This is a genomic window from Aquirufa sp. HETE-40SA (genome assembly GCF_054558635.1).
The window spans coordinates 370,777-390,952 of the sequence record NZ_JBPXKN010000002.1 but is presented as its reverse complement, the minus strand read 5'-3'; the positions used below and the strand labels follow the sequence as shown (position 1 = coordinate 390,952).

General features: G+C 42.2%; 21 protein-coding genes. 14 read left to right on the top strand and 7 right to left on the bottom strand.

The window, feature by feature from the left end:
- Window positions 1-22 precede the first annotated feature (22 nt).
- Genes ACRZ9O_RS07110 through ACRZ9O_RS07095 form a run of 4 tightly spaced genes read left to right on the top strand, consistent with a single transcriptional unit; the run spans window position 23 to window position 3,186 of the window.
- Window positions 23-1,156, top strand: a complete 1,134-nt coding sequence (locus ACRZ9O_RS07110; RefSeq protein ID WP_459457737.1) for a 5-(carboxyamino)imidazole ribonucleotide synthase — start codon at window positions 23-25, stop codon at window positions 1,154-1,156.
- Between the two features lie 10 nt (window positions 1,157-1,166).
- Complete coding sequence (purE, locus tag ACRZ9O_RS07105; protein WP_459457735.1) at window positions 1,167-1,658, top strand: 5-(carboxyamino)imidazole ribonucleotide mutase; 492 nt, start codon at window positions 1,167-1,169, stop codon at window positions 1,656-1,658.
- Window positions 1,658-2,284 carry a LysM peptidoglycan-binding domain-containing protein gene (locus ACRZ9O_RS07100; protein WP_459457733.1) on the top strand — a complete coding sequence of 209 codons (627 nt, stop codon included), beginning with the start codon at window positions 1,658-1,660 and terminating at the stop codon, window positions 2,282-2,284. The genes purE and ACRZ9O_RS07100 overlap by 1 nt, the downstream gene beginning before the upstream one ends.
- Complete coding sequence (locus ACRZ9O_RS07095; protein WP_459457731.1) at window positions 2,281-3,186, top strand: M15 family metallopeptidase; 906 nt, start codon at window positions 2,281-2,283, stop codon at window positions 3,184-3,186. Before ACRZ9O_RS07100 ends, ACRZ9O_RS07095 begins: the two co-directional genes overlap by 4 nt.
- Here the strand turns inward: ACRZ9O_RS07095 and fmt are convergent.
- Window positions 3,183-4,100, bottom strand: a complete 918-nt coding sequence (gene fmt / locus ACRZ9O_RS07090) for a methionyl-tRNA formyltransferase (protein ID WP_459457729.1) — start codon at window positions 4,098-4,100, stop codon at window positions 3,183-3,185. The genes ACRZ9O_RS07095 and fmt overlap by 4 nt on opposite strands.
- Window positions 4,101-4,295: 195 nt before the next feature.
- Between fmt and greA the strand changes: the two genes are divergently transcribed.
- Entirely contained in the window at window positions 4,296-4,769 is a 474-nt protein-coding gene (gene greA / locus ACRZ9O_RS07085; protein ID WP_459457728.1) for a transcription elongation factor GreA, read from the top strand.
- On the opposite strand, the gene ACRZ9O_RS07080 is transcribed toward greA, so the two are convergent.
- Window positions 4,766-5,443 (bottom strand): YggS family pyridoxal phosphate-dependent enzyme, encoded by a 678-nt coding sequence (locus ACRZ9O_RS07080; protein ID WP_459457726.1) that lies wholly within the window; start codon window positions 5,441-5,443, stop codon window positions 4,766-4,768. The genes greA and ACRZ9O_RS07080 overlap by 4 nt on opposite strands.
- 98 nt (window positions 5,444-5,541) lie before the next feature.
- Here ACRZ9O_RS07080 and ACRZ9O_RS07075 point away from each other — a divergent pair, with 98 nt between their 5' ends.
- The 4 genes from ACRZ9O_RS07075 to rplI all read left to right on the top strand — a co-directional run bounded on the left by ACRZ9O_RS07075 (window position 5,542) and on the right by rplI (window position 7,705).
- Window positions 5,542-6,516 (top strand): hypothetical protein, encoded by a 975-nt coding sequence (locus ACRZ9O_RS07075; protein WP_459457724.1) that lies wholly within the window; start codon window positions 5,542-5,544, stop codon window positions 6,514-6,516.
- 93 nt (window positions 6,517-6,609) lie between these two features.
- Entirely contained in the window at window positions 6,610-6,972 is a 363-nt protein-coding gene (rpsF, locus tag ACRZ9O_RS07070) for a 30S ribosomal protein S6 (protein WP_395617254.1), read from the top strand.
- Between the two features lies 1 nt (window position 6,973).
- Entirely contained in the window at window positions 6,974-7,225 is a 252-nt protein-coding gene (gene rpsR / locus ACRZ9O_RS07065; RefSeq protein ID WP_130894912.1) for a 30S ribosomal protein S18, read from the top strand.
- A gap of 36 nt (window positions 7,226-7,261) precedes the next feature.
- Window positions 7,262-7,705, top strand: a complete 444-nt coding sequence (gene rplI, locus ACRZ9O_RS07060) for a 50S ribosomal protein L9 (RefSeq protein ID WP_130894913.1) — start codon at window positions 7,262-7,264, stop codon at window positions 7,703-7,705.
- A 238-nt stretch (window positions 7,706-7,943) separates the two neighbouring features.
- Here rplI and ACRZ9O_RS07055 read toward each other — a convergent pair whose 3' ends face one another.
- Entirely contained in the window at window positions 7,944-9,173 is a 1,230-nt protein-coding gene (locus tag ACRZ9O_RS07055) for an isocitrate dehydrogenase (NADP(+)) (protein ID WP_459457721.1), read from the bottom strand.
- A 110-nt stretch (window positions 9,174-9,283) separates the two neighbouring features.
- Between ACRZ9O_RS07055 and purU the strand changes: the two genes are divergently transcribed.
- Entirely contained in the window at window positions 9,284-10,117 is an 834-nt protein-coding gene (gene purU, locus ACRZ9O_RS07050) for a formyltetrahydrofolate deformylase (RefSeq protein WP_459457719.1), read from the top strand.
- Between the two features lie 45 nt (window positions 10,118-10,162).
- Complete coding sequence (gene ffh / locus ACRZ9O_RS07045; protein ID WP_459457717.1) at window positions 10,163-11,497, top strand: signal recognition particle protein; 1,335 nt, start codon at window positions 10,163-10,165, stop codon at window positions 11,495-11,497.
- On the opposite strand, the gene pheT is transcribed toward ffh, so the two are convergent.
- Window positions 11,498-13,930 carry a phenylalanine--tRNA ligase subunit beta gene (pheT, locus tag ACRZ9O_RS07040; protein ID WP_459457715.1) on the bottom strand — a complete coding sequence of 811 codons (2,433 nt, stop codon included), beginning with the start codon at window positions 13,928-13,930 and terminating at the stop codon, window positions 11,498-11,500.
- Window positions 13,931-13,938: 8 nt separating this feature from the next.
- A complete protein-coding gene (gene def, locus ACRZ9O_RS07035; protein WP_377981472.1) occupies window positions 13,939-14,511 on the bottom strand; it encodes a peptide deformylase in 573 nt (190 codons plus the stop codon).
- A 101-nt stretch (window positions 14,512-14,612) separates the two neighbouring features.
- Between def and ACRZ9O_RS07030 the strand changes: the two genes are divergently transcribed.
- The 3 genes from ACRZ9O_RS07030 to bioB are packed head-to-tail and all read left to right on the top strand — an operon-like array spanning window position 14,613 to window position 18,054.
- Window positions 14,613-15,230, top strand: coding sequence for an inorganic pyrophosphatase (locus ACRZ9O_RS07030; protein ID WP_459457712.1), 618 nt, complete (start codon window positions 14,613-14,615; stop codon window positions 15,228-15,230).
- Between the two features lie 21 nt (window positions 15,231-15,251).
- Window positions 15,252-17,021, top strand: a complete 1,770-nt coding sequence (sppA, locus tag ACRZ9O_RS07025) for a signal peptide peptidase SppA (RefSeq protein ID WP_459457710.1) — start codon at window positions 15,252-15,254, stop codon at window positions 17,019-17,021.
- 13 nt (window positions 17,022-17,034) lie between these two features.
- Window positions 17,035-18,054 (top strand): biotin synthase BioB, encoded by a 1,020-nt coding sequence (bioB, locus tag ACRZ9O_RS07020; RefSeq protein WP_459457708.1) that lies wholly within the window; start codon window positions 17,035-17,037, stop codon window positions 18,052-18,054.
- A 22-nt stretch (window positions 18,055-18,076) separates the two neighbouring features.
- Here bioB and ACRZ9O_RS07015 read toward each other — a convergent pair whose 3' ends face one another.
- Both ACRZ9O_RS07015 and rny read right to left on the bottom strand, forming a co-directional pair.
- Window positions 18,077-18,520: a GNAT family N-acetyltransferase gene (locus ACRZ9O_RS07015; protein WP_459457707.1), complete on the bottom strand. Its 444-nt coding sequence runs from the start codon at window positions 18,518-18,520 to the stop codon at window positions 18,077-18,079.
- A gap of 62 nt (window positions 18,521-18,582) precedes the next feature.
- Entirely contained in the window at window positions 18,583-20,166 is a 1,584-nt protein-coding gene (gene rny / locus ACRZ9O_RS07010) for a ribonuclease Y (RefSeq protein WP_459457705.1), read from the bottom strand.
- Between the last annotated feature and the right edge of the window lie 10 nt (window positions 20,167-20,176).

The following is a 20,176-nucleotide window of genomic DNA, read 5'->3' as shown; positions in this document are numbered from 1 at the left end:
TTTACCCATTGAATTCGAATTTATGTCTAAATCACTTCCCCAAATCGGATTATTAGGTGGCGGCCAGCTAGGGCGAATGCTGTTACAAGCAGCGATTGACTTAGACTTGCAAATTGCCTGCCTTGATCCCGATCCAGAAGCTTCTTGTCATACCTTAACGACCCAGTTCACACAAGGGTCGTTCCAGGATTATGATACGGTGTATAACTTTGGGAAACAATTTGATTTAATTAGCATTGAAATCGAACACGTCAATATTGAAGCTTTAGAGCAACTAGAAGCAGAGGGAATTAAGGTCTATCCGCAACCTCATTTGCTTCGAATGATTCAAGACAAACGCATCCAAAAGACCTTTTTCCAAACCCATGGCTTTCCTACCGCTGATTTCAGATTGATCGAATCGTCGTCAGAAATTGTGGCTAACGAAGATTTTTTGCCTGCTTTTAATAAGCTAGGTAAAGGAGGATATGATGGGAAAGGGGTGCAATACATTGGTTCAGCTGCTGATGCCGCTAAGGGGTTCTCGGAACCTGGATTGTTAGAAAAAGCAATTGATTTCGACAAGGAATTAGCCGTGATTGTAGCACGCAATCCACAAGGAGAAATTAAAGCGTTTCCAGCAGTAGAGATGGTGTTTCACCCAGTCCAAAACCTAGTCGAGTTTTTAGTATCTCCAGCTGCTATTTCGCGCGAGATTGAGCAGGAAGCGGAGCAAATCGCTATTAATTTGATTGATAAAATGGGCTTAGTGGGGGTTTTAGCCGTAGAGATGTTTCTGACCAAAGACGGTAAAATTCTCATCAACGAAGTCGCTCCGCGACCACATAATTCGGGCCATCAAACGATCCGAGCGAACGATACCTCGCAATATGAACAGCATTTGAGAGCGATTACGGGGCTTCCTTTGGGAGATACGTATGCACATAGCTTTTCAGGAATGTTGAATTTGTTGGGAGCTGAAGGATACACGGGACCGGCGAAATACGAAGGTTTGGATACGATTTTAGGTATACCGGGCGTTCATCCTTTCTTGTATGGAAAGAAAATAACGAAGCCTTTTCGCAAGATGGGGCACATAACTTTATTAGCGGCCTCTCGAGAGGAGATCGAACAAAAAGCAGAATTAGTTAAACAAAGTATACGCGTAATCGCATAAATTGATAGCTATGGTAGGAATTATAATGGGCAGTAGCTCAGACTTAGGAGTGATGCAAGAGGCCATTCAGGTTTGCAAGGATTTTGGTGTGGCTTACGAAGTAGATATCGTTTCAGCACACCGCACACCGGTTAAAATGATGACTTATGCGCAGCAGGCTAAGTCCCGTGGCATTCAAGTGATTATCGCGGGAGCCGGTGGAGCAGCACATTTACCGGGGATGATTGCTTCAGCAACGATTTTGCCGGTGATAGGTGTACCTGTCAAATCATCTAATTCAATAGATGGTTGGGATTCGGTTTTATCGATTTTGCAAATGCCCAATGGGGTTCCGGTAGCTACAGTTGCCTTGAATGCAGCAAAAAATGCAGGTCTTTTAGCTATCCAAATGTTGGCTATTTCAGATGATGCTTTGGCAGAGAAATACGTCGCTTATAAAGCGGAATTAGAAAATAAGGTGGCTGATATGAGCCAAGAAACGAAAGCTAAATTTTCAAAATAATGAGCGAGAACGAAGAAAGCAGTAAGCTGCCCGTGATTACATTGGGCATACTTTTATTGACACTTGTAGGATTAATTGCCGTTGGTTTCGAGCACTTTGTGAGTCCTGATAAGGATGAATTAATCAAGGCAGAGAAATTTGTAGAGCTAGAGGAAGAGGTTTTGCCAGAAGCGTCGCAGGTGGTGATCGATTCGGTCCAGGATCCAGCCGATTCCTTAATTGTGCCTAAAGATTCATTGATTGGCAAGTCTGACGAAGAGGAATTAGCGGAGCAAAAGAAAGAAGCAGAGGCTGAAGTCGTACCAGAAGTAGCAACGCCTGCAGGAAAATCTCATTCCATTACGGTAGAAAAAGGGGAGACCTTCTCTGCTGTTGCGAGAAAATTTGGTTTGAAAGTGGATCAATTAAAAGCCCTAAATCCAGGAGTGAATCCAGATGGCATAAAAAGCGGGTCGACGAAATTAAATGTCAAAATTCAAGCCATTCATACGGTGGGGCCTGGTGATATATTGCGTAAAGTAGCCGAAAAATACGGTGTCAGTAAACAAGCCATTATGGACGCCAACCACAAAAAAGATGACATTACACTTCGTGGCGAAGCGCTGATCATTCCATTAAAAAAATGATTGTAATTGGTTTGCTGCCACTTTTGTGGTTCTTTTTGAGTTTTAGTGATTTAGATGCGGAACAACGGATTTGCGAGCCCGTCCCACTAGAATCGCTGGATTGGGAAGAGTTCAAGTGGCTTTACAAGCAACAAGATTCTACCTTCTCAGGGGATTCAGTCGCGAACTATGTCTTTATTCGAATTAATCCGGATGGCACTCATGAGGCGCGTGAAGTGGCTGAATTACATAGGCCATGGACAGAGCTTTTGGCGACCGAAATTGACTCCTTCGAAATAAAGCGGGATAGCTTAATTAAGCGTATTCATACCCCTTATCGATTGCGGTATACCTCTACCACTCGGAATAAGAAGCAACAATTAGCCTTGCAGAAAAGGGGTTTTTCGAAAGCTTTTATTTCCTTTCATAACTTTGGTCTAGCCGCGGACGGAGCAATTGCTAGAAAGGGTAAACATTTACGTCATGGTGCTATATATGATCAGTATGGTGCCAAAGCGAAGGAAATAGGCTTGTACTGGGGCGGTGACTTTGTGGGATTTCCAGATCCTGGCCACATTCAAGCCTTTTCAAACAGTGCTAACTTGATTCAAAAATATCCGGAAGTAGCCTTGGAATACGAGCCTTTCAAGACTGCGTACGAACGGAATTACTTTAAAAAGGTGGATATCGGTAGAGAAGAGTTGGTGGAGGATTCGCGTGATTTATTGAATGAATTAAATAAGTTGCGTGTTAACAAACCCTGTGCTTGCTCATCTGCGATTCCTTTTCCGAGTTCAGCAAAGGATCTTACCTTGAAACCATATACGATAACCGTATTAGCGAACTTACAGGAGAATTATATTTTCATCCAAAAAGGCTCCTATGGCTACTTTTATTCGACTGGTCGCTGGAAATTACGTTAGAAATTGAAGTTGTATCCGCGTAAAAAATCCTCGATTTTTAATCGTTTTTTACCCTCCATCTGCCATTCCAAAATGTTGATATAACCATCTTTGCAGCCCACTCGCAGGAAGGATTTTTGGTCCGTATCCCAAATCCCAACGCCTAAGTCCGGGATGATTTCTGGAAGAAACTCAACGGCTATCAATTTGCAATTTTTACCTTGAAATTCTGTGTGCGCACTAGGAAATGGATTCATTCCCCGCACGAGATTGACGATGTCCTTACCTGAGCGAGTCCAATGTACTTCACCTGTGCTTCGATCTAATTTAGGAGCAGATTTTAAAGTAGCCATTTCTTGTTGCGGCTTCGGATGAATATCCCCGGATTCAATTGATTTGGCCGTTTTGACCACCAAGGCACCGCCTTTGTTCATCAAACGCTCGTATAATTCTCCTGTTGTATCAGTCTCCGAGATAGGTTCCTTTTCTTGAAATAAGAGATCCCCCGTATCTATTTCATGTTGCAAGAAGAAGGTCGTAATACCTGTTTCCGTCTCGCCATTGATGACCGCCCAGTGAATGGGCGCCGCACCACGGTACTGAGGTAGTAAAGAGGCGTGCAAATTAAAAGTCCCCATTGGCGGCATGTTCCAAACCGCTTCCGGCAGCATTCTGAAAGCAACAATAATCTGAAGATCGGCCTGATAAGAAGCAAGTTCCTCTAAAAAAGCAGGATCCTTTAACTTCAATGGCTGCAAAATAGGCAGGCCTGCAGATGCAGCATACATTTTTACGGGAGAGGATTGAATTTGTTGTCCCCGCCCGGCAGGTTTGTCTGGGGCAGTAACGACAGCAACCACCTCCATTTTAGCTTCTACTAAGGCTTGTAAACTCGCTACAGCAAACTCTGGGGTTCCAAAAAATATAATCCGCATCCTTGATCTTGATAGTTTGTGGAATCCGTCTGAATTTTTATTATCTTTGTCCCCTACAAAACAACCCTTACGTGCTGTTAGAAAAACAAAAATTTTAGTTGCGAATCCGAAACAAAACTACACATAAATTAGGTAGAACGGTCGGAGGCCGTTCTATTTTGTTTTTAAGCACAGAGGTAAAACCCTAAAAAGAGTATGGCAAAGTTTCAATATTACACGGCAGAGGCGCTCGATAAATTAAAAGCGGAATTACATTATTTGAAAATTACAGGTCGTTCAGATATGGCCAAACAGATCGCAGAAGCACGTGATAAAGGTGATTTAAGTGAGAACGCAGAATACGATGCAGCGAAAGATGCACAAGGTTTATTGGAATTGAAGATCTCTAAAATGGAGGAAATCATTTCGATAGCGCGCGTTTTGGATGAGTCGACCATCGATTTATCAGTTGTTTCGATCTATTCCATTGTTCAAATCAAAAACACGAAAAGTGGCATGACCGTAACCTATACGATTGTTTCAGAAGAAGAGGCAGATTTGAAATTAGGAAAAATCTCGGTTTCATCTCCTTTTGGAAGAGGTTTATTAGGCAAGAAGGTAGGTGATTTAGCTGAAATTACAGCACCTGCAGGAAAGCTTGAATTTGAGATTATGTCCTTAACGCGTTAGTGACGAGGGCCATAGATCGCAGAACCTACGCGAACCAAGGTAGAGCCTAGCTCAGCTGCAATCAAATAATCACCAGACATACCCATGGACAATTCAGTCCATTCTACAATACCGGTCGAAACGCCGGTTTTGTTGTTTTTAAGCTTTTGGAAAAAATCAGCTAAGCTCGCGAACTCCTTCCGAATTTGTGCTTCATTTTCAGTAAAACTTGCCATGCCCATTAATCCCACAATGCGGATATGTTGCATTTGCGCGAAAGATGGATCCGCCAGCAAAGACTCTGCCTCCGCGAAATCTAATCCAAACTTACTTTCCTCGGTCGCAATAAAAACCTGCAATAAACATTGGATAACCCGATTGTTTTTCGCCCCTTGCTTATTGATCTCCTGTAATAAATTCAACGAATCTACGGAGTGAATTAAGTGCACGAAAGGGGCAATATATTTTACCTTGTTCGTCTGTAAGTGCCCTATTTGATGCCAAAGAATGTCCTTAGGCAATACCGCCTGCTTCTCCACCATTTCCTGTACGCGGTTTTCCCCAAATTCAACAGCACCTGCCGCATACGTTTCCTTTAACTCTTCAATGCTCCTAGTCTTAGTCACCACAATAAGTCGAGCACTGCTGTCGTTTAATTGCTTGTTAATCAAGGAAATTTGTTCTGCGATGGCCATGGGGCTTGGAGGGTAAATTTTGTTTGGGCTAAAAAATATTATTAAAATTAATTTATTATTTTTGATTCAAGAGTATAAGATTAAATAAAGCAGATTAAATGGAATCGGATAATTCGAAAGTAAAGGAGAATGGCTTGCAGCGACGTGTATTGCTTTTGACTATTTTGGTCTGTTTGTTAGTGGGCTGGATTTTTGTAGACAAGCTCGTATTTGGTGGTTCATTGGCACCAACTTCTCAAGATGAATTTGTTGAGAATGCACAATATAAATTGGATTCGGTTTCTGAGCAATTGAATCTTCGTCTGATTCAAATCAAGAAATTAGGAGGGAAAGTAAACGAATTAGAAACAGCGCAGGAACAGATTATTGGAGATCAAGCGCATTTGGAAGATATTAAGCCTGAAGAGTTTAAAAGGAAAATAAGTTTCTATTTGCATCTATTAGGTCTAAAAGATGCGGAGATTAAAAAGTTGAAAAACGAGAATGTGACTTTAACGCAGCGCAATGACTCATTAAGTAGAGAGGCCCAAAATCTAAAGGTAGGTTTAGTAACTATTCAGAAAGCGTTAAAGGACTCCAGTAAGACCTTTGGTTTAAAAGCAAGAGAGTTAAGTGAAAGGTCTCGTGTTTTGGAAATCAAGAACAAAGAGTTAGCCGAAAAAGTAAGTGCAGCTGCTGCCTTGCGTGCAGAGGGCGTCAATGTCTATGCTATTTCTTCCCGTGGCAAAGAGTCTACGGTGAATAATCAGAAGGCAAAAAAAGTAGATAAAATACGGGTCATGTTTCATTTGCAAGAAAATACCCTTGCTGCTAAAGAAATAAAGACTGTTTTTCTGCGTATTATTGAGCCTACAGGATCCACTATTTCAGATTACAATTTAGGTTCAGGGTCCTTTGAATTTAAAGGCCGTGATTTAACCTTTACGAGCCGCCAGCGAATCTTTTATGAAAATAACCACCAATCGGTGGAGTTTATTTATACCAGACCCAATGGATTTAAAAACGGGAAGCATGAAATCGAACTTTATGCAGAAGGTTATTTAATCGGTTTGGGTACCTTCGAAGTGCGCTAATTCCAAAATTTTGTTGTTAACGTTTTGATTGTGAAGGATTTTTTGTACCTTTGCAGTCCAAATTTTTACCAGTTTTTAAACAACAATTTTTTTATGGAATTAAAAAACTATGAGACGGTGTTCATTTTAACTCCCGTTTTGTCTGAACAACAGACAAAGGACACTGTTGAGAAATTCAAGAATCTGTTGGTAGAAAACGGTGCGCAAATCGTTCATGAAGACGCTTGGGGCTTACGTAAGTTAGCTTACCCGATTCAGAACAAGCACACTGGATATTACCAAATTTTCGAATTCGCAGCAGCTCCTACCTTAGTCGCTAAATTAGAATTAGAATACAAGCGTGATGAGCGCGTTATTCGTTTCTTAACCCTAGCGGTTGATAAGCACGCTTTAGCGTACAACGAAAAAAAGAGAAAAGGATTAGTAGGTAGAAAACCAGAAAAAACAGAAGAATAATATGACACTAGTTAACGAACCTGTAGATAAGAACGGTAACCGTAAGAAATATTGCCGTTTCAAGAAATCTGGTATTCAATACATTGATTTCAAAAACCCGGATTATTTATTGAAGTTAGTGAATGAGCAAGGTAAAATTTTACCTCGTCGTATCACTGGAACTTCATTGAAATTCCAACGTCGTGTGGCACAAGCTATCAAGCGTGCTCGTCATTTGGCATTAATGCCTTACGTGGCTGACGGTTTAAAATAGATCCTTATCCAATAAACATTTGATTGTACACATAAGATGGAAATTATATTAAAAACAGATATTGCTGGATTAGGTTATAAGAACGATATCGTTGCAGTGAAAGCTGGTTACGGTCGTAATTACTTAATTCCACAAGGATTCGCTATCATGGCGACTCCATCTAACCGCAAGGTTGTAGCGGAAAACATCAAGCAAGCTGCTCACAAAGTGGAGAAAGTTCGTCAAGATGCATTTGATTTAGCTACAGCGATCGGTGAAATGACATTGACTATTCCTGCGAAGACAGGTGATAGCGGAAAAATCTTTGGTCGTGTGACTAGCCTTCAAATTTCAGAGATGCTGAAAGAAAAAGGTTTCGATATCGATCGCAAGAAGATTTCATTCGATACAGAAGTGAAGACAACTGGCGATTACGCTGCTACGCTTGACTTACACAAGGAAGTAAAACACAAGATTGCTTTCTCTGTGGTTTCAGAATAGTATTTGAAACAAAACGATAAGAAGGAATCGCGCTGAGCAATCGGCGCGATTTTTTTTTGGGCCTAAGCCCAAAAAAATAGTGGACAGTTGTCAGTGGGCAGTTGTCAGTAGTTGGTAGTCAAAGTATTTGTATAGGGTCAAATAAAAAAAGAGTCAGAACGAAGTTCTGACTCTTTTTTTATACTGATTACTGGATACTAGCTACTGAATACTTGCGTCAGTTTTCGCATCGCGAAAACTACGCCAGCGCAGCCTTCAAATTCGTATCTAAAGCTTCTAAGAACTCTTCTGTATATAAGTAGTGCTCTCCGTGAGTAACTTTGTTACCGTGGATACAAACGGCTAAGTCTTTGGTCATCTTACCTGACTCTACTGTAGCCACACATACTTTTTCCAATGTTTGGCAGAAATTAATCAACGCCGCATTGTTATCTAATTTACCACGGAATTCTAAACCACGTGTCCATGCAAAGATAGACGCGATTGGATTCGTAGAAGTAGGCTTTCCAGCTTGGTGATCGCGGTAGTGACGAGTCACCGTTCCGTGAGCAGCTTCTGCTTCCATTACTTTTCCGTCTGGCGTAATCAATACAGACGTCATTAAGCCTAATGAACCGAAACCTTGAGCAACGGTATCAGACTGAACGTCTCCATCATAGTTTTTACAAGCCCAAACGAAGTTACCATTCCACTTTAACGCAGAAGCCACCATGTCATCGATCAAACGGTGCTCATAAACGATGCCTTTAGCGTCGAATTGTGCCTTATAATCTGCTTGGAAGATCTCTTCGAAGATGTCTTTGAAACGACCATCGTATTTCTTCAAGATCGTGTTCTTCGTAGATAAATATAAAGGCCAGCCTTTGCTCAATGCCATGTTAAAGCAAGAGTGCGCGAAACCTTTGATAGATTCATCTGTGTTGTACATGGTCATCGCAACGCCATCGCCTTTGAAGTTGTATACTTCGAACGTTTGAGCTGCACCACCATCTTCTGGTTGGAAAGTAACGGTTAATTTACCTTTTCCTTTGGTTACGAAATCGGTTGCTCTGTATTGATCACCAAAAGCGTGACGACCAATCATGATTGGAGCTGTCCAGTTAGGAACTAAACGAGGAACGTTTGCACAAACGATAGGCTCACGGAAAACAGTACCATCTAGGATGTTACGGATGGTTCCGTTAGGGGATTTCCACATTTGCTTCAAATCGAATTCTGTTACACGAGCCTCATCTGGAGTAATGGTAGCACATTTGATACCTACGCCGTATTTTTTGATTGCCTCAGCTGCTTCGATCGTTACCTGGTCATTGGTCTCATCGCGGTATTCTACGCCTAAATCATAGTACTTAATGTCTAGATCTAAATAAGGCAAGATTAATTTATCCTTGATGAATTTCCAGATAATTCGAGTCATTTCGTCGCCGTCTAATTCAACGACAGGGTTGGCAACTTTAATTTTTTCCATTTTTGTTATATCAAAATTTTGATAGGTTATGTTAATCCTGCAAAGGTAAAGACTAAATCTTTTTCCTCCATTATTTTGGGGTATTTTTGTCAAAATTTCGCTTTTTTTTGATGGAAACAGTAATTAAGATTGCTTGTAGGGATGAGAAGGGTTTAGTTCATAAAATAACGGGGGTGTTATTCGCTAAATTATTGAATGTCACCCAAACCAATGAATTTGTGGATGAACCTAAGGATCGCTTTTTTATGCGGGTTTCTTTTAGCGGATCTACAGATCTGAGGTCGCTGACTAGGGAAATCGAAGCCGTCTTGCCTTCAGATGCAAAAGTCGAGGTGATTCCGCCAGCTAAGAAGCGAGTTTTAGTATGTGTGACGAAAGAGCATCATTGTTTGGGAGATTTATTGATTAAATCTCAATTCGAAGATATGCCCTTTTCGATTGTGGGGGTGGTAGGTAATCATGCGGTGTTAGCACCACTTTGTGCCCAGTTTTCGATACCATTTACTCACGTGCCGGCAGAAGGGTTAACGAGAGAAGCGCATGAGGCGCAGCTTAGGCTGATTATTGATGCAGCAAATCCTGATTTAATTGTGCTGGCTAAATATATGCGCATTCTGACACCAGAATTTGCTTCTGCCTATTTAGGTAAGATGATCAATATTCACCATTCTTTTTTGCCTGCCTTTGTCGGAGCTAATCCGTACCAGCAAGCTTTTCAGCGTGGCGTAAAGATTATTGGAGCGACCGCTCATTTTGTGACGGATGATTTAGATGAAGGTCCGATTATTTGTCAAGATGTGGTGTCAGTAAACCACTCTTATGATGCGAAACAAATGTCGAAGGCGGGAAAGGAAGTAGAAAAATCGGTTTTGGCCAAAGCTTTGCAACTCGTCCTCGAAGATCGCGTCTTTATTCATGAAAACAAGACCATTTTATTTGATTAAAATTTGCCTGAAAAAGCGTAAATTGCAGTCCTTTTTTTAGATACTATGTTTGAGAATTTAAGTTCGAAGTTGACCACTGCTATGCGTACCCTGAAGGGGAACGGCAGAATTACCGATATTAACGTTGCCGCTACGGTGAAGGAAATTCGCCGCGCCTTAATGGACGCGGACGTTAACTACAAGGTAGCGAAAGAAATCACGGATCGTATTAAGGATCAGGCGATGGGCCAAAAAATCCTGATCGCCGTAGAGCCTGGTCAATTATTGACTAAAATTGTGCACGATGAATTAACCCAGTTGATGGGTGGTCAAAAGCAGGAAATCAACCTGAAAGGAGATCCTTCGGTCGTTTTAATCGCGGGTTTACAAGGTTCTGGTAAAACGACTTTCTCGGGTAAATTAGCTCAATACATTAAAAAAGGAGGACGCAATGTCTTATTAGTAGCTTGTGATATTTACCGTCCAGCGGCGATTGACCAATTGAAAGTATTGGGAGAGCAGGTAGGGGTGGAAGTATACGCGGAGCCTGAAAATAAAAATGCGGTAAGCATCGCGGAGAACGCGTTGTCATATGCCCGCAAGATGGGTAAAAAAGTAGTTATCGTCGATACTGCGGGTCGTTTAGCGGTGGATGAGGCAATGATGAATGAAATCGCAGCCGTGAAGGAGGCGATTAAGCCGACGGAGATTTTGTTCGTCGTGGATTCCATGACGGGTCAAGATGCAGTCAATACGGCGAAGACCTTTAATGATCGCTTGAATTTTGATGGTGTTGTCTTAACTAAATTGGATGGGGATTCCCGCGGTGGTGCGGCCCTTTCTATCCGTCAAATTGTAGATAAACCGATTAAATTCATCTCTACAGGAGAGAAAATGGAAGCCTTGGATCAGTTCTATCCTGATCGTATGGCGAATCGTATCCTCGGAATGGGAGACGTGTTGTCTTTAGTGGAGCGTGCGCAGCAGGCTTTTGACGAAGATGAAGCGGCTCGATTAAATAAGAAGATCCGTCAAAACAACTTCACATTCGAAGACTTCTATGCACAACTACAGCAAATCAAGAAGATGGGGAACATCAAAGATTTGATGGGCATGGTGCCGGGAATGGGTCAAGCGGTGAAGGATGTGGATATTTCCAATGATTCTTTCAAGCCCATCGAAGCGATCATCAATTCGATGACAGCGAAAGAGCGTCAGAATCCGGATATTTTGAATCCATCACGCAAGAATCGAATTGTGGCAGGGTCGGGAACGTCGATTCAAGAGGTGAATAACCTGTTGAAGCAGTTCGAGGACATGCGCAAAATGATGAAGATGATGAACAAGGTTCAGGACGGAAAGATGAAGATGCCTAATTTAGGTGGCATGTTCAAGCGCTAATTACTTTCGAATTATTGCTCCTATTTCCTTCTCGAATCCTTTCATTAAGCGATCCATCGTGGACTCAATCACCTTATCCGTTAAGGTTTGAGCCTCATCCTGTAGTGTAAAGCTCACAGAATAGGCCTTCTTGCCTTCGCCAAGGTTTTTGCCCTCGTAGACATCGAATATCGATACGTTTTTCAGTAAATTCTTCTCGTATTGCTCCGCTAGTTTACGAATCGCTTGGTAACTAACTGTTTTATCTACGACAAGTGATAAGTCTCGACGTACCTCTGGGAATTTGGAAATCTCTTGGTAGACGAAGTCTGCCTTTTCTTGCTTCACCCAGTAATCCCAATCGAAATCAGCGAAGAAGACATCCTGTTTCACTTCCCATTGGCTGGCTAAATTCGGGTGAATCATACCCACTTCTAGACACGCTTTCTTGTTGATGGAAATGCGTAATCCGAAGGCAAATACACTCGAATTTTCGATGGTATCTGTCTCAAATTCGTTTACACCGAGTGAGCGCATTAATTCAATGCTGACTTGGTATAAGTGGTGTAGCGCGCTTTTCGCAGGTGCGCTGGACCAGGTTTCTCCCGCCCATAAACCCGTCGTAAATAAGGCTAAATGTTTCTTCTCGATGTATTTAGCACCTTTTTTATGGTATGTTTTGCCAAATTCAAAGACTTTCAAGTCTTTTTGGCGGCGGTTAATATTGTGTGCTAAGACTTCTAATCCAGCGAAAGACATATGCTGTCTCATGACGCCAAGATCTTCAGAAAGGCGGTTTAGAATTTCTACCGTTTCGAAGGTTAAATCTTTGGCGATGGCAGCATGCGCATCGGCTTTCGTAAGCGAGTTGGTGATGATTTCCTGGAAACCTTTGGCCGTCAAAATCTGCGAGATATTCAACTGCACGCGCTCCTTATCTAACAGAGGGAATTCCGAGATGAAATTCGCACTCAAATGATCCGATAACGGGATGTTATCCAAACCGTGGATACGCAAGATTTCCTCGATAATATCTGCTTCTCTCGTCACATCGACGCGGTATGCAGGGGAAATGGCAACGAATTCGTCGCCTTTATCTGCGTCGATTTTGAAATCCAACAGTGTCAAAATCTCTTTGATTCGCTCTGCCGGTAATTCAATACCAATGTATTGTTGTACGCGACGTACGCTGACAGGAATACGAACTAATTCAACCTGCGTAGGATAATATTCAATCGGCTCAGAGGTAATTTTTCCGCCGGCTAATTCTTGAATTAATTGGGCTGCGTATTCTAATGCGAATAATTTTGCCTGAATATCTGTCCCACGCTCGAAACGGAAAGAGGCATCCGTTTTAAGGCCATGTGTTTGGCTTGCCTTGCGAATACGTTCTGGCTTAAAGTGAGCAACTTCTAGGAAAACACGAGTCGTAGCCTCTTTAATGCTAGAAAATTCTCCACCCATCACGCCTGCTAATCCGATGGCGCCAGAGGCGTCGCAGATCATTAATTCTTCGCCAGTCAATTTACGTTCAACACCATCTAAGGTTTTGAATAAAGTACCTGCAGGCAAAGTATTCACGATTAATTTACCGCCTTTGATTTCATTCCAATCGTAGGCGTGCATCGGTTGGCCTAATCCATGGCAAATGAAATTCGTGATATCTACCACGTTATTGATGGGACGCAATCCGATAGCCGATAAACGCTCCTGTAACCAAGCTGGTGATGGAGCTACTTGAATGCCATCAATCGTGATGCCACAAAAACGATCACAACCAGCGTCTTTAACCTCTACCGTGATGGGATTCGCATTGCTTTCGATCACTAAGGCTGGCGATGGCAATTGAATAGGTAGGCCAGTTACAGCGCGAATATCTCGTGCTACGCCCCAGTGAGAGGCAGCGTCCGCGCGGTTTGGTGTTAATCCAATTTCTAAAACTAAATCTCCTGCGATGTTAAAAAACGAAGCCGCTGGAGTACCATTAGGCACCTGAGTGTCTAAGACTAAAATACCATCGTGCGAAGTGCCAATGCCGATTTCATCTTCTGCACAAATCATTCCTTCGGAAGGCTGTCCGTAGACCTTGCGCTTCTCGATTTTGAATAGTTCTTTGCCCTCTTTGTCGTATAATTGGGTGCCAGGGATGGCAACGATCACTTTTTGGCCTGCTGCTACATTTGCAGCTCCACATACAATCGTTAATATTTCAGCTAAACCTGCATCTACTGTCGTCAGGCTCAAAGTTTTCTCTTTCACTTCGAATTTTTCGCAGGTCAATACTTCACCCACCACAAAGCCTTTCAATCCACCCGGAATCTTATCGTGTGGCTCAATGCCTTCCACTTCTAGTCCAGTGTTAGTTAATAAAACGTCTAACTCTTCTGGGCTACCTTGTGCAGGAAGCTTCGAAATATCAATAAAATCACGTAACCAATTAAGGGAAATTTTCATCTGTATAATTAACGAGTAAGCTTCATTTTGTAATCCACGGAAACTTTTCCTCGCGTGATATCACTTAACTTATTTTTGATGAGGCGCTTTTTCACTGGATTCAAATGATCCGTGAACAAGATGCCTTCGATATGATCGTATTCATGTTGGATAATGCGAGCGGCTAAGCTTTCGAAAATATCCGTTCTTTCTTCGCCTTGCTCTGTCCAATAATGGATTTTTACGTATTCTGGGCGATACACTTCACCGCGAATTCCTGGGATAGAAAGGCATCCTTCCTCGAATCCCCATTCGTCGCCTGTTTCTTCTAAAATAGTCGGATTGACAAACACTTTCTTGAAACCAATTAAAGACTCATCCACGTCCTCGTCCTTTTCTCCTTCGTTCATTGGGCGTCCATCCACCACAAACAAGCGAATGTCCATGCCGATTTGAGGCGCAGCTAAACCCACTCCACTGGCAGCATACATGGTCTCAAACATATCTTCCGATAATTTGATTAAATCCAAACTACCTAATTCAATAGGAGAAGCAACTTTTCGTAAAACGGGATCCCCGTAGGGAATAATTGGATAGATCATGTCTAATAGAGCAATGCAAACAACAAATTTAGCAGAATTTATCCTTTGTTTTTCGTAATTTGCACGGATTTTTAACCTAAGTGAGATTTAATAAACAGAATATGAATAGAAACTTCTTTAAGGCACATCCTTGGCATGGTGTACAGATTGGGGACCAAATGCCTGAATTAGTGACTGCATTTATTGAAATTGTTCCTACTGATACAGTTAAGTATGAGATAGATAAGCAAACGGGCTATTTGAAAATTGATCGCCCGCAGAAATTTTCTAATATTGTACCTGCCTTGTATGGCTTTTTGCCACAAACGTATTGTTCAGATGGTATTGCTGAGCTAGCTCGCAAGTATTCTGGAAAGGATATAGAAAGAGGAGATGGGGATCCGTTGGATATTTTAGTGCTTTCTGAGCGTGCCATCACACATGGAGATATTTTATGTCAAGCAATTCCGATTGGAGGAATTCGCATGATTGACAAGGGTGAGGCGGATGATAAAATTATTGCGGTATTAAAGGATGATCCGATTTATGGTAGATGGAAAGATATTTCTGATGCGCCTAAAGATATTGTAGAGCGTTTAAGACATTATTTTTGGACGTATAAAATGTTGCCGGGTGAAACCTCTTCAAATTCGGTTGATATTGACGATATTTATGGTCGCGAGGTGGCATATGAAGTGATTCGCCAAGCTCGCGAAGATTACCGTAAAAACTTTGGTTAGAATCTTTATATATAGAAAGTTATGTGGCAATTTGTCAAGTATTCATTAGCGACTGTTTTCGGTCTATTTCTTTTTTTTATTGTCTCTTTATTGCTTCTGGCTGGCGTAGGTGCCGCGATAGGTAGTTCAGATGAGGTATATGATTTGAAAGACAATTCTGTATTACGACTCGATTTGAATCGTCCGATCGTGGAAAATGCATCGACGGAGGATAATCCATTTTCAGCTTTAACAGATACGTATTTTGCACCGACTGAAAATGTAGGTTTGATTCAAGTTTTATCAGCCTTAGAGCGCGCAAAGGTAGATCCTAAAATCAAGGGAATTTATTTAGATGCTAGTTTTCCGATGGCAGGCTATGCTCAACTTTCTGAAATTCGGGAGGCTATTCAGAAGTTCCAAAAATCAGGCAAATTTGTCTATGCTTATGCGAATTCCTACACCGAAAAGGGGTATTATATCGCCTCTGTGGCGGATAAGACGTATTTAAATCCGAACGGTTTGTTGGATTTTAATGGCATTAGCGTTCAGTACACGTTCTACAAAAAAGCCTTGGACAAATTAGACATAGAGCCTTTAGTGTTTCGGGTAGGAACCTATAAGTCAGCGGTGGAGCCTTTCATCCGAGAGGATATGAGCGAAGAAAGCAAGGCGCAGACCTCGTCTTTCTTGCAATCAATTAACACCTATATTTTCGATAAAATTGGGCGTAGCAAGAATATTCCTGTGCGCAAATTAGATCAGATTGCCGATAGTTTACAAGCATTTGAACCTTCGTCTGCGGAGAAGTTGGGGATGATCAAACAAGGTTATTGGGATGAATTTGAGGCCTTATTGATGAAGGCATCTGGGGAGAAAGAAAAAGTGAAATATGTTTCTTTGAATAATTACTTAAATGCTAAAAACCCGATTGATGAAGTGGAAGGTAAAGATCGAATAGCGGTTTTGGTAGCTGAGGGTGAGATTTCTGGAACAAGAGCTAGTGAGGGGAATATTGGTTCTGATGATTTCGTGAAAGAATTGAAGAAATTGCGGGAGAGTAAGTCGGTGAAAGCGATCGTGCTTCGCATCGATTCTCCAGGTGGATCTTCTTTAGCCTCAGATATCATGTGGCGCGAGATTGAGCTAACAAAGAAAGTGAAGCCTATTATTTCGTCCATGTCAAATTATGCTGCATCTGGCGGTTATTACATGGCGATGGGAACAGATGTTATCGTAGCGCAACCGACGACGATTACGGGTTCAATCGGAATCTTTGCGGCGTGGTTTAATGTGGATAATTTCTTGAAAAATACCTTGGGGATTACCCAGGATCATGTGAATACGCATGCCAACTCGAATTTTATGACTTCGGCAGGTGCTCTTACAGATTTTCAAAAATCTGTCGTTCAAAATTCTGTTAACAAAGGCTATCTGTCGTTTACATCTAAAGCGGCGGCGGGTCGTAAGATGACTTTGCAACGTTTGCAGTCATTAGCTGGTGGGCGTGTTTGGACAGGTGCTCAAGCAAAACAAGTGGGTTTAGTAGATGAGTTGGGTGGTTTAGATAAGGCAATTGAGATCGCAGCATCTAAGGCGAAGTTAAAACCTGGCGCATACAAAGTAGCGGTTTACCCGAAGGCTAAATCTTTTGTGGATGAGTTGTTGAGTACAGCAACGTCTGAATCTTCACTTTCGGAGCGTTTGCTTGCAAAGAATATCCCTTGGGCATCGTCTGTTTTAGAGGTGAATCGTTGGAAAAAAAGAGAAGGCTTCTTAGCAATGATGCCTTATTTAATGGAATTTGAATAGAAATAAAGTTTATATGGTACGTACTAATTGGACTCGTGAAGAGGTAGAAAAAATATACAACCAACCCTTTTTGGATTTGGTCTATCAAGCGGCGACGGTGCACCGCGAGAATTTTGACCCGAATGAGGTTCAAATCTCGACTTTACTTTCCATCAAAACTGGAGGTTGTCCTGAGGATTGTTCTTATTGCTCTCAAGCCGCTCGTTACCACACGAATGTGAAAGTGCAAAAATTACTTCCTTATGAGGAGGTGATCCAAGCAGCTAATCGCGCAAAAGACAATGGAAGTTCTCGTTTCTGTATGGGAGCAGCTTGGCGTGAGGTGCGTGATAACAAGGATTTTGACCGTGTATTAGACATGGTGAAAGGCGTAAACTCGCTAGGTATGGAGGTTTGCTGTACGTTAGGGATGTTGTCAGAGGAACAAGCACAGAAATTAAAAGACGCAGGCCTTTATGCCTACAACCACAATATTGATACGAGTGAAGAATATTACGAGGACGTTATTTCCACGCGTACCTATGATGATCGTTTAGAGACTTTAGGAAACGTCCGTAAGGCGAATTTATCTGTTTGTTCTGGAGGCATTATTGGAATGGGCGAAAGTGCAGGAGATCGCATCGGAATGCTTTTGACTCTAGCGAATTTGCCAGAGCATCCAGAATCAGTTCCGGTAAATAACTTAGTTCCAGTAGAAGGTACACCTTTTGAGAATCAAAAGACGGCGTCTGTTTGGGATTTAGTTCGCGTGATTGCTACGGCTAGAATTATGATGCCAAAGTCTGCAGTTCGATTATCTGCCGGTCGTTTAGAATTAAACTACGAAGGCCAGGCTTTCTGCTTTATGGCAGGAGCGAATTCGATCTTCTCTGGTGACGTCTTATTAACGACACCTAACCCGGATACGAAATCGGACCAGGAATTATTCCAAATTTTGAGTATTAAGCCAAAGGCAGCCTTCAAAGATGCGCGTAAATCAGGGATTGAATTCAATCAGATTCCAAGTGCACAAGGCCTTGAGCATACGCACTAGTTTTACAAAAATGATTGAAGCGCTATTTCGAAAGAGGTAGCGCTTTTTTCATGCGGTAATGTTGAATTTCTCCGAATAACAGATAGGATTCCGCTACAATCGCATAGCCAATTGCCTCGTAAAAGGGCACCGCATTTTCCCTTGCTTCTAACACGATTTCAGTCCAGCCTTTCGTTTTCGCTTGATCTTCCAAGTAGGTCATAATAGCTTTACCAATTCCCTTACCTTGAGCTTTAGTTGCCGTGGCTACACAACGCACCTGACCTTGCTTTTCAGCGGACTCGTGCATGCGAGCCACGCCCAAAACTTCGCCTTGTTCCATAGCAATCGCGTGAATGGCTTGATCTTCATCAGCTAAAACTTCTGATCCTAATGGTTGATTCCAAGGTTCTCTTAGTACGTTAAAACGCAAGGCGTAATAGGCTTTCCAGTCGGAGTCGGTTGTAGGGGATTTTATTTCCAGCATGGTAGTGTAAAAAAAATGGCGCCACCCGCAGGGTGGCGCCATAAATATACTCGATTTCGATCCTATTTTGCAAAGTTCACGGCGCGCATTTCGCGAATCACCGTTACTTTGATTTGACCTGGATATTGCATCTCTTTCTCGATTTTCTGAGAAATGTCAAACGATAAGTTCGATGCTTTTTCGTCACTCACATTCTCTGAATCGACCATGATACGAAGCTCACGACCCGCTTGGATCGCATAACACTTTTGAACTCCATCGAATGAAGTAGCTAAAGCTTCTAAATCACGTAAACGCTTCATATACGACTCCATCATCTCGCGACGTGCGCCTGGACGAGATCCGGAGATCGCATCACATACCTGAATGATAGGTGAGATCATCGAAGTCATCTCACACTCATCGTGGTGAGCTCCGATCGCATTACAAACTTCTGGATGCTCTTTGTATTTCTGAGCCAGTTCCATTCCGAGCAATGCGTGTGGAAGTTCTGGTTCTTCATGCCAAACCTTACCAATATCATGCAATAGTCCCGCACGCTTCGCTAGTTTCGCATTTAATCCTAATTCAGCAGCCATTGTTGCACAAAGTTTCGCTACTTCGCGCGAGTGTTGCAAGAGGTTTTGGCCATAAGAAGAACGGAAGCGCATGCGACCAATCATCTTAATTAATTCTGGATGTAAGCCGTGAATATCTAAGTCGATGACCGTCTTCTCCCCGATTTCGATGATCTCATCGTCAATGTTCTTACGAGTCTTGTTTACTACTTCCTCAATGCGTGCGGGGTGAATACGCCCATCTTGTACCAAACGGTGCAAAGACAAACGAGCGATCTCGCGACGCACTGGATCAAATCCAGAAATGATAATGGCTTCTGGCGTATCATCTACGATGAATTCCACACCTGTGGCAGCTTCTAGCGCACGGATGTTACGACCTTCACGACCAATAATTTTACCCTTGATATCATCTGATTCGATGTTGAAAACAGACACGCAGTTTTCGATGGCATTTTCTGCCGCCGTACGTTGAATCGTTTCGATCACTACTTTCTTCGCTTCTTTTGTTGCGGTTAATTTCGCTTCTTCGATCGCTTGCTTCACTAAAGAGCTTGCTTTCGATTCTGCCTCTGCCTTTAAAGCATCCATAATTTGTTGGCGCGCCTCATCTGCTGAAAGACCGGCAATTTTCTCTAATTGACTGATCTGATTCGCTAGCATCGCTTCTGCTTCCTCGCGCTTCTTCTCTACATCTTCTAGCTTCTTGCGGAAGTTTTCTTCCTTCGCTTGAACACTTTGTTTAGCTGAATGTAGTTCCTGTTCCGCTGTGCGTTGTTGTTCCGCTTGTTGGGCTAAGGTCCGCTCTTTCTCGCGTAGTTTTTGCTCATTTTCTAAAAGGATTCCTTTTTTGTTTTGAGACTCTTCTTCAAATTCAGAACGAAGGCGTAGGAAGTTTTCCTTCGCTTCTAACATGCGATCTTTCTTGATATTTTCTGCAGAGATTTCTGCATTTTTTAAGATGTCTTCCGCTTTACGTTGAGCATCTGTTTCGATGTTTTTATTTACCTTCGAGTAGAATACTTTCCCGGCAAATAATCCTCCAGCCGCAGCGATAAGAGGGATAATAAAAGTTAATATAGTGGACATATAGAACGAA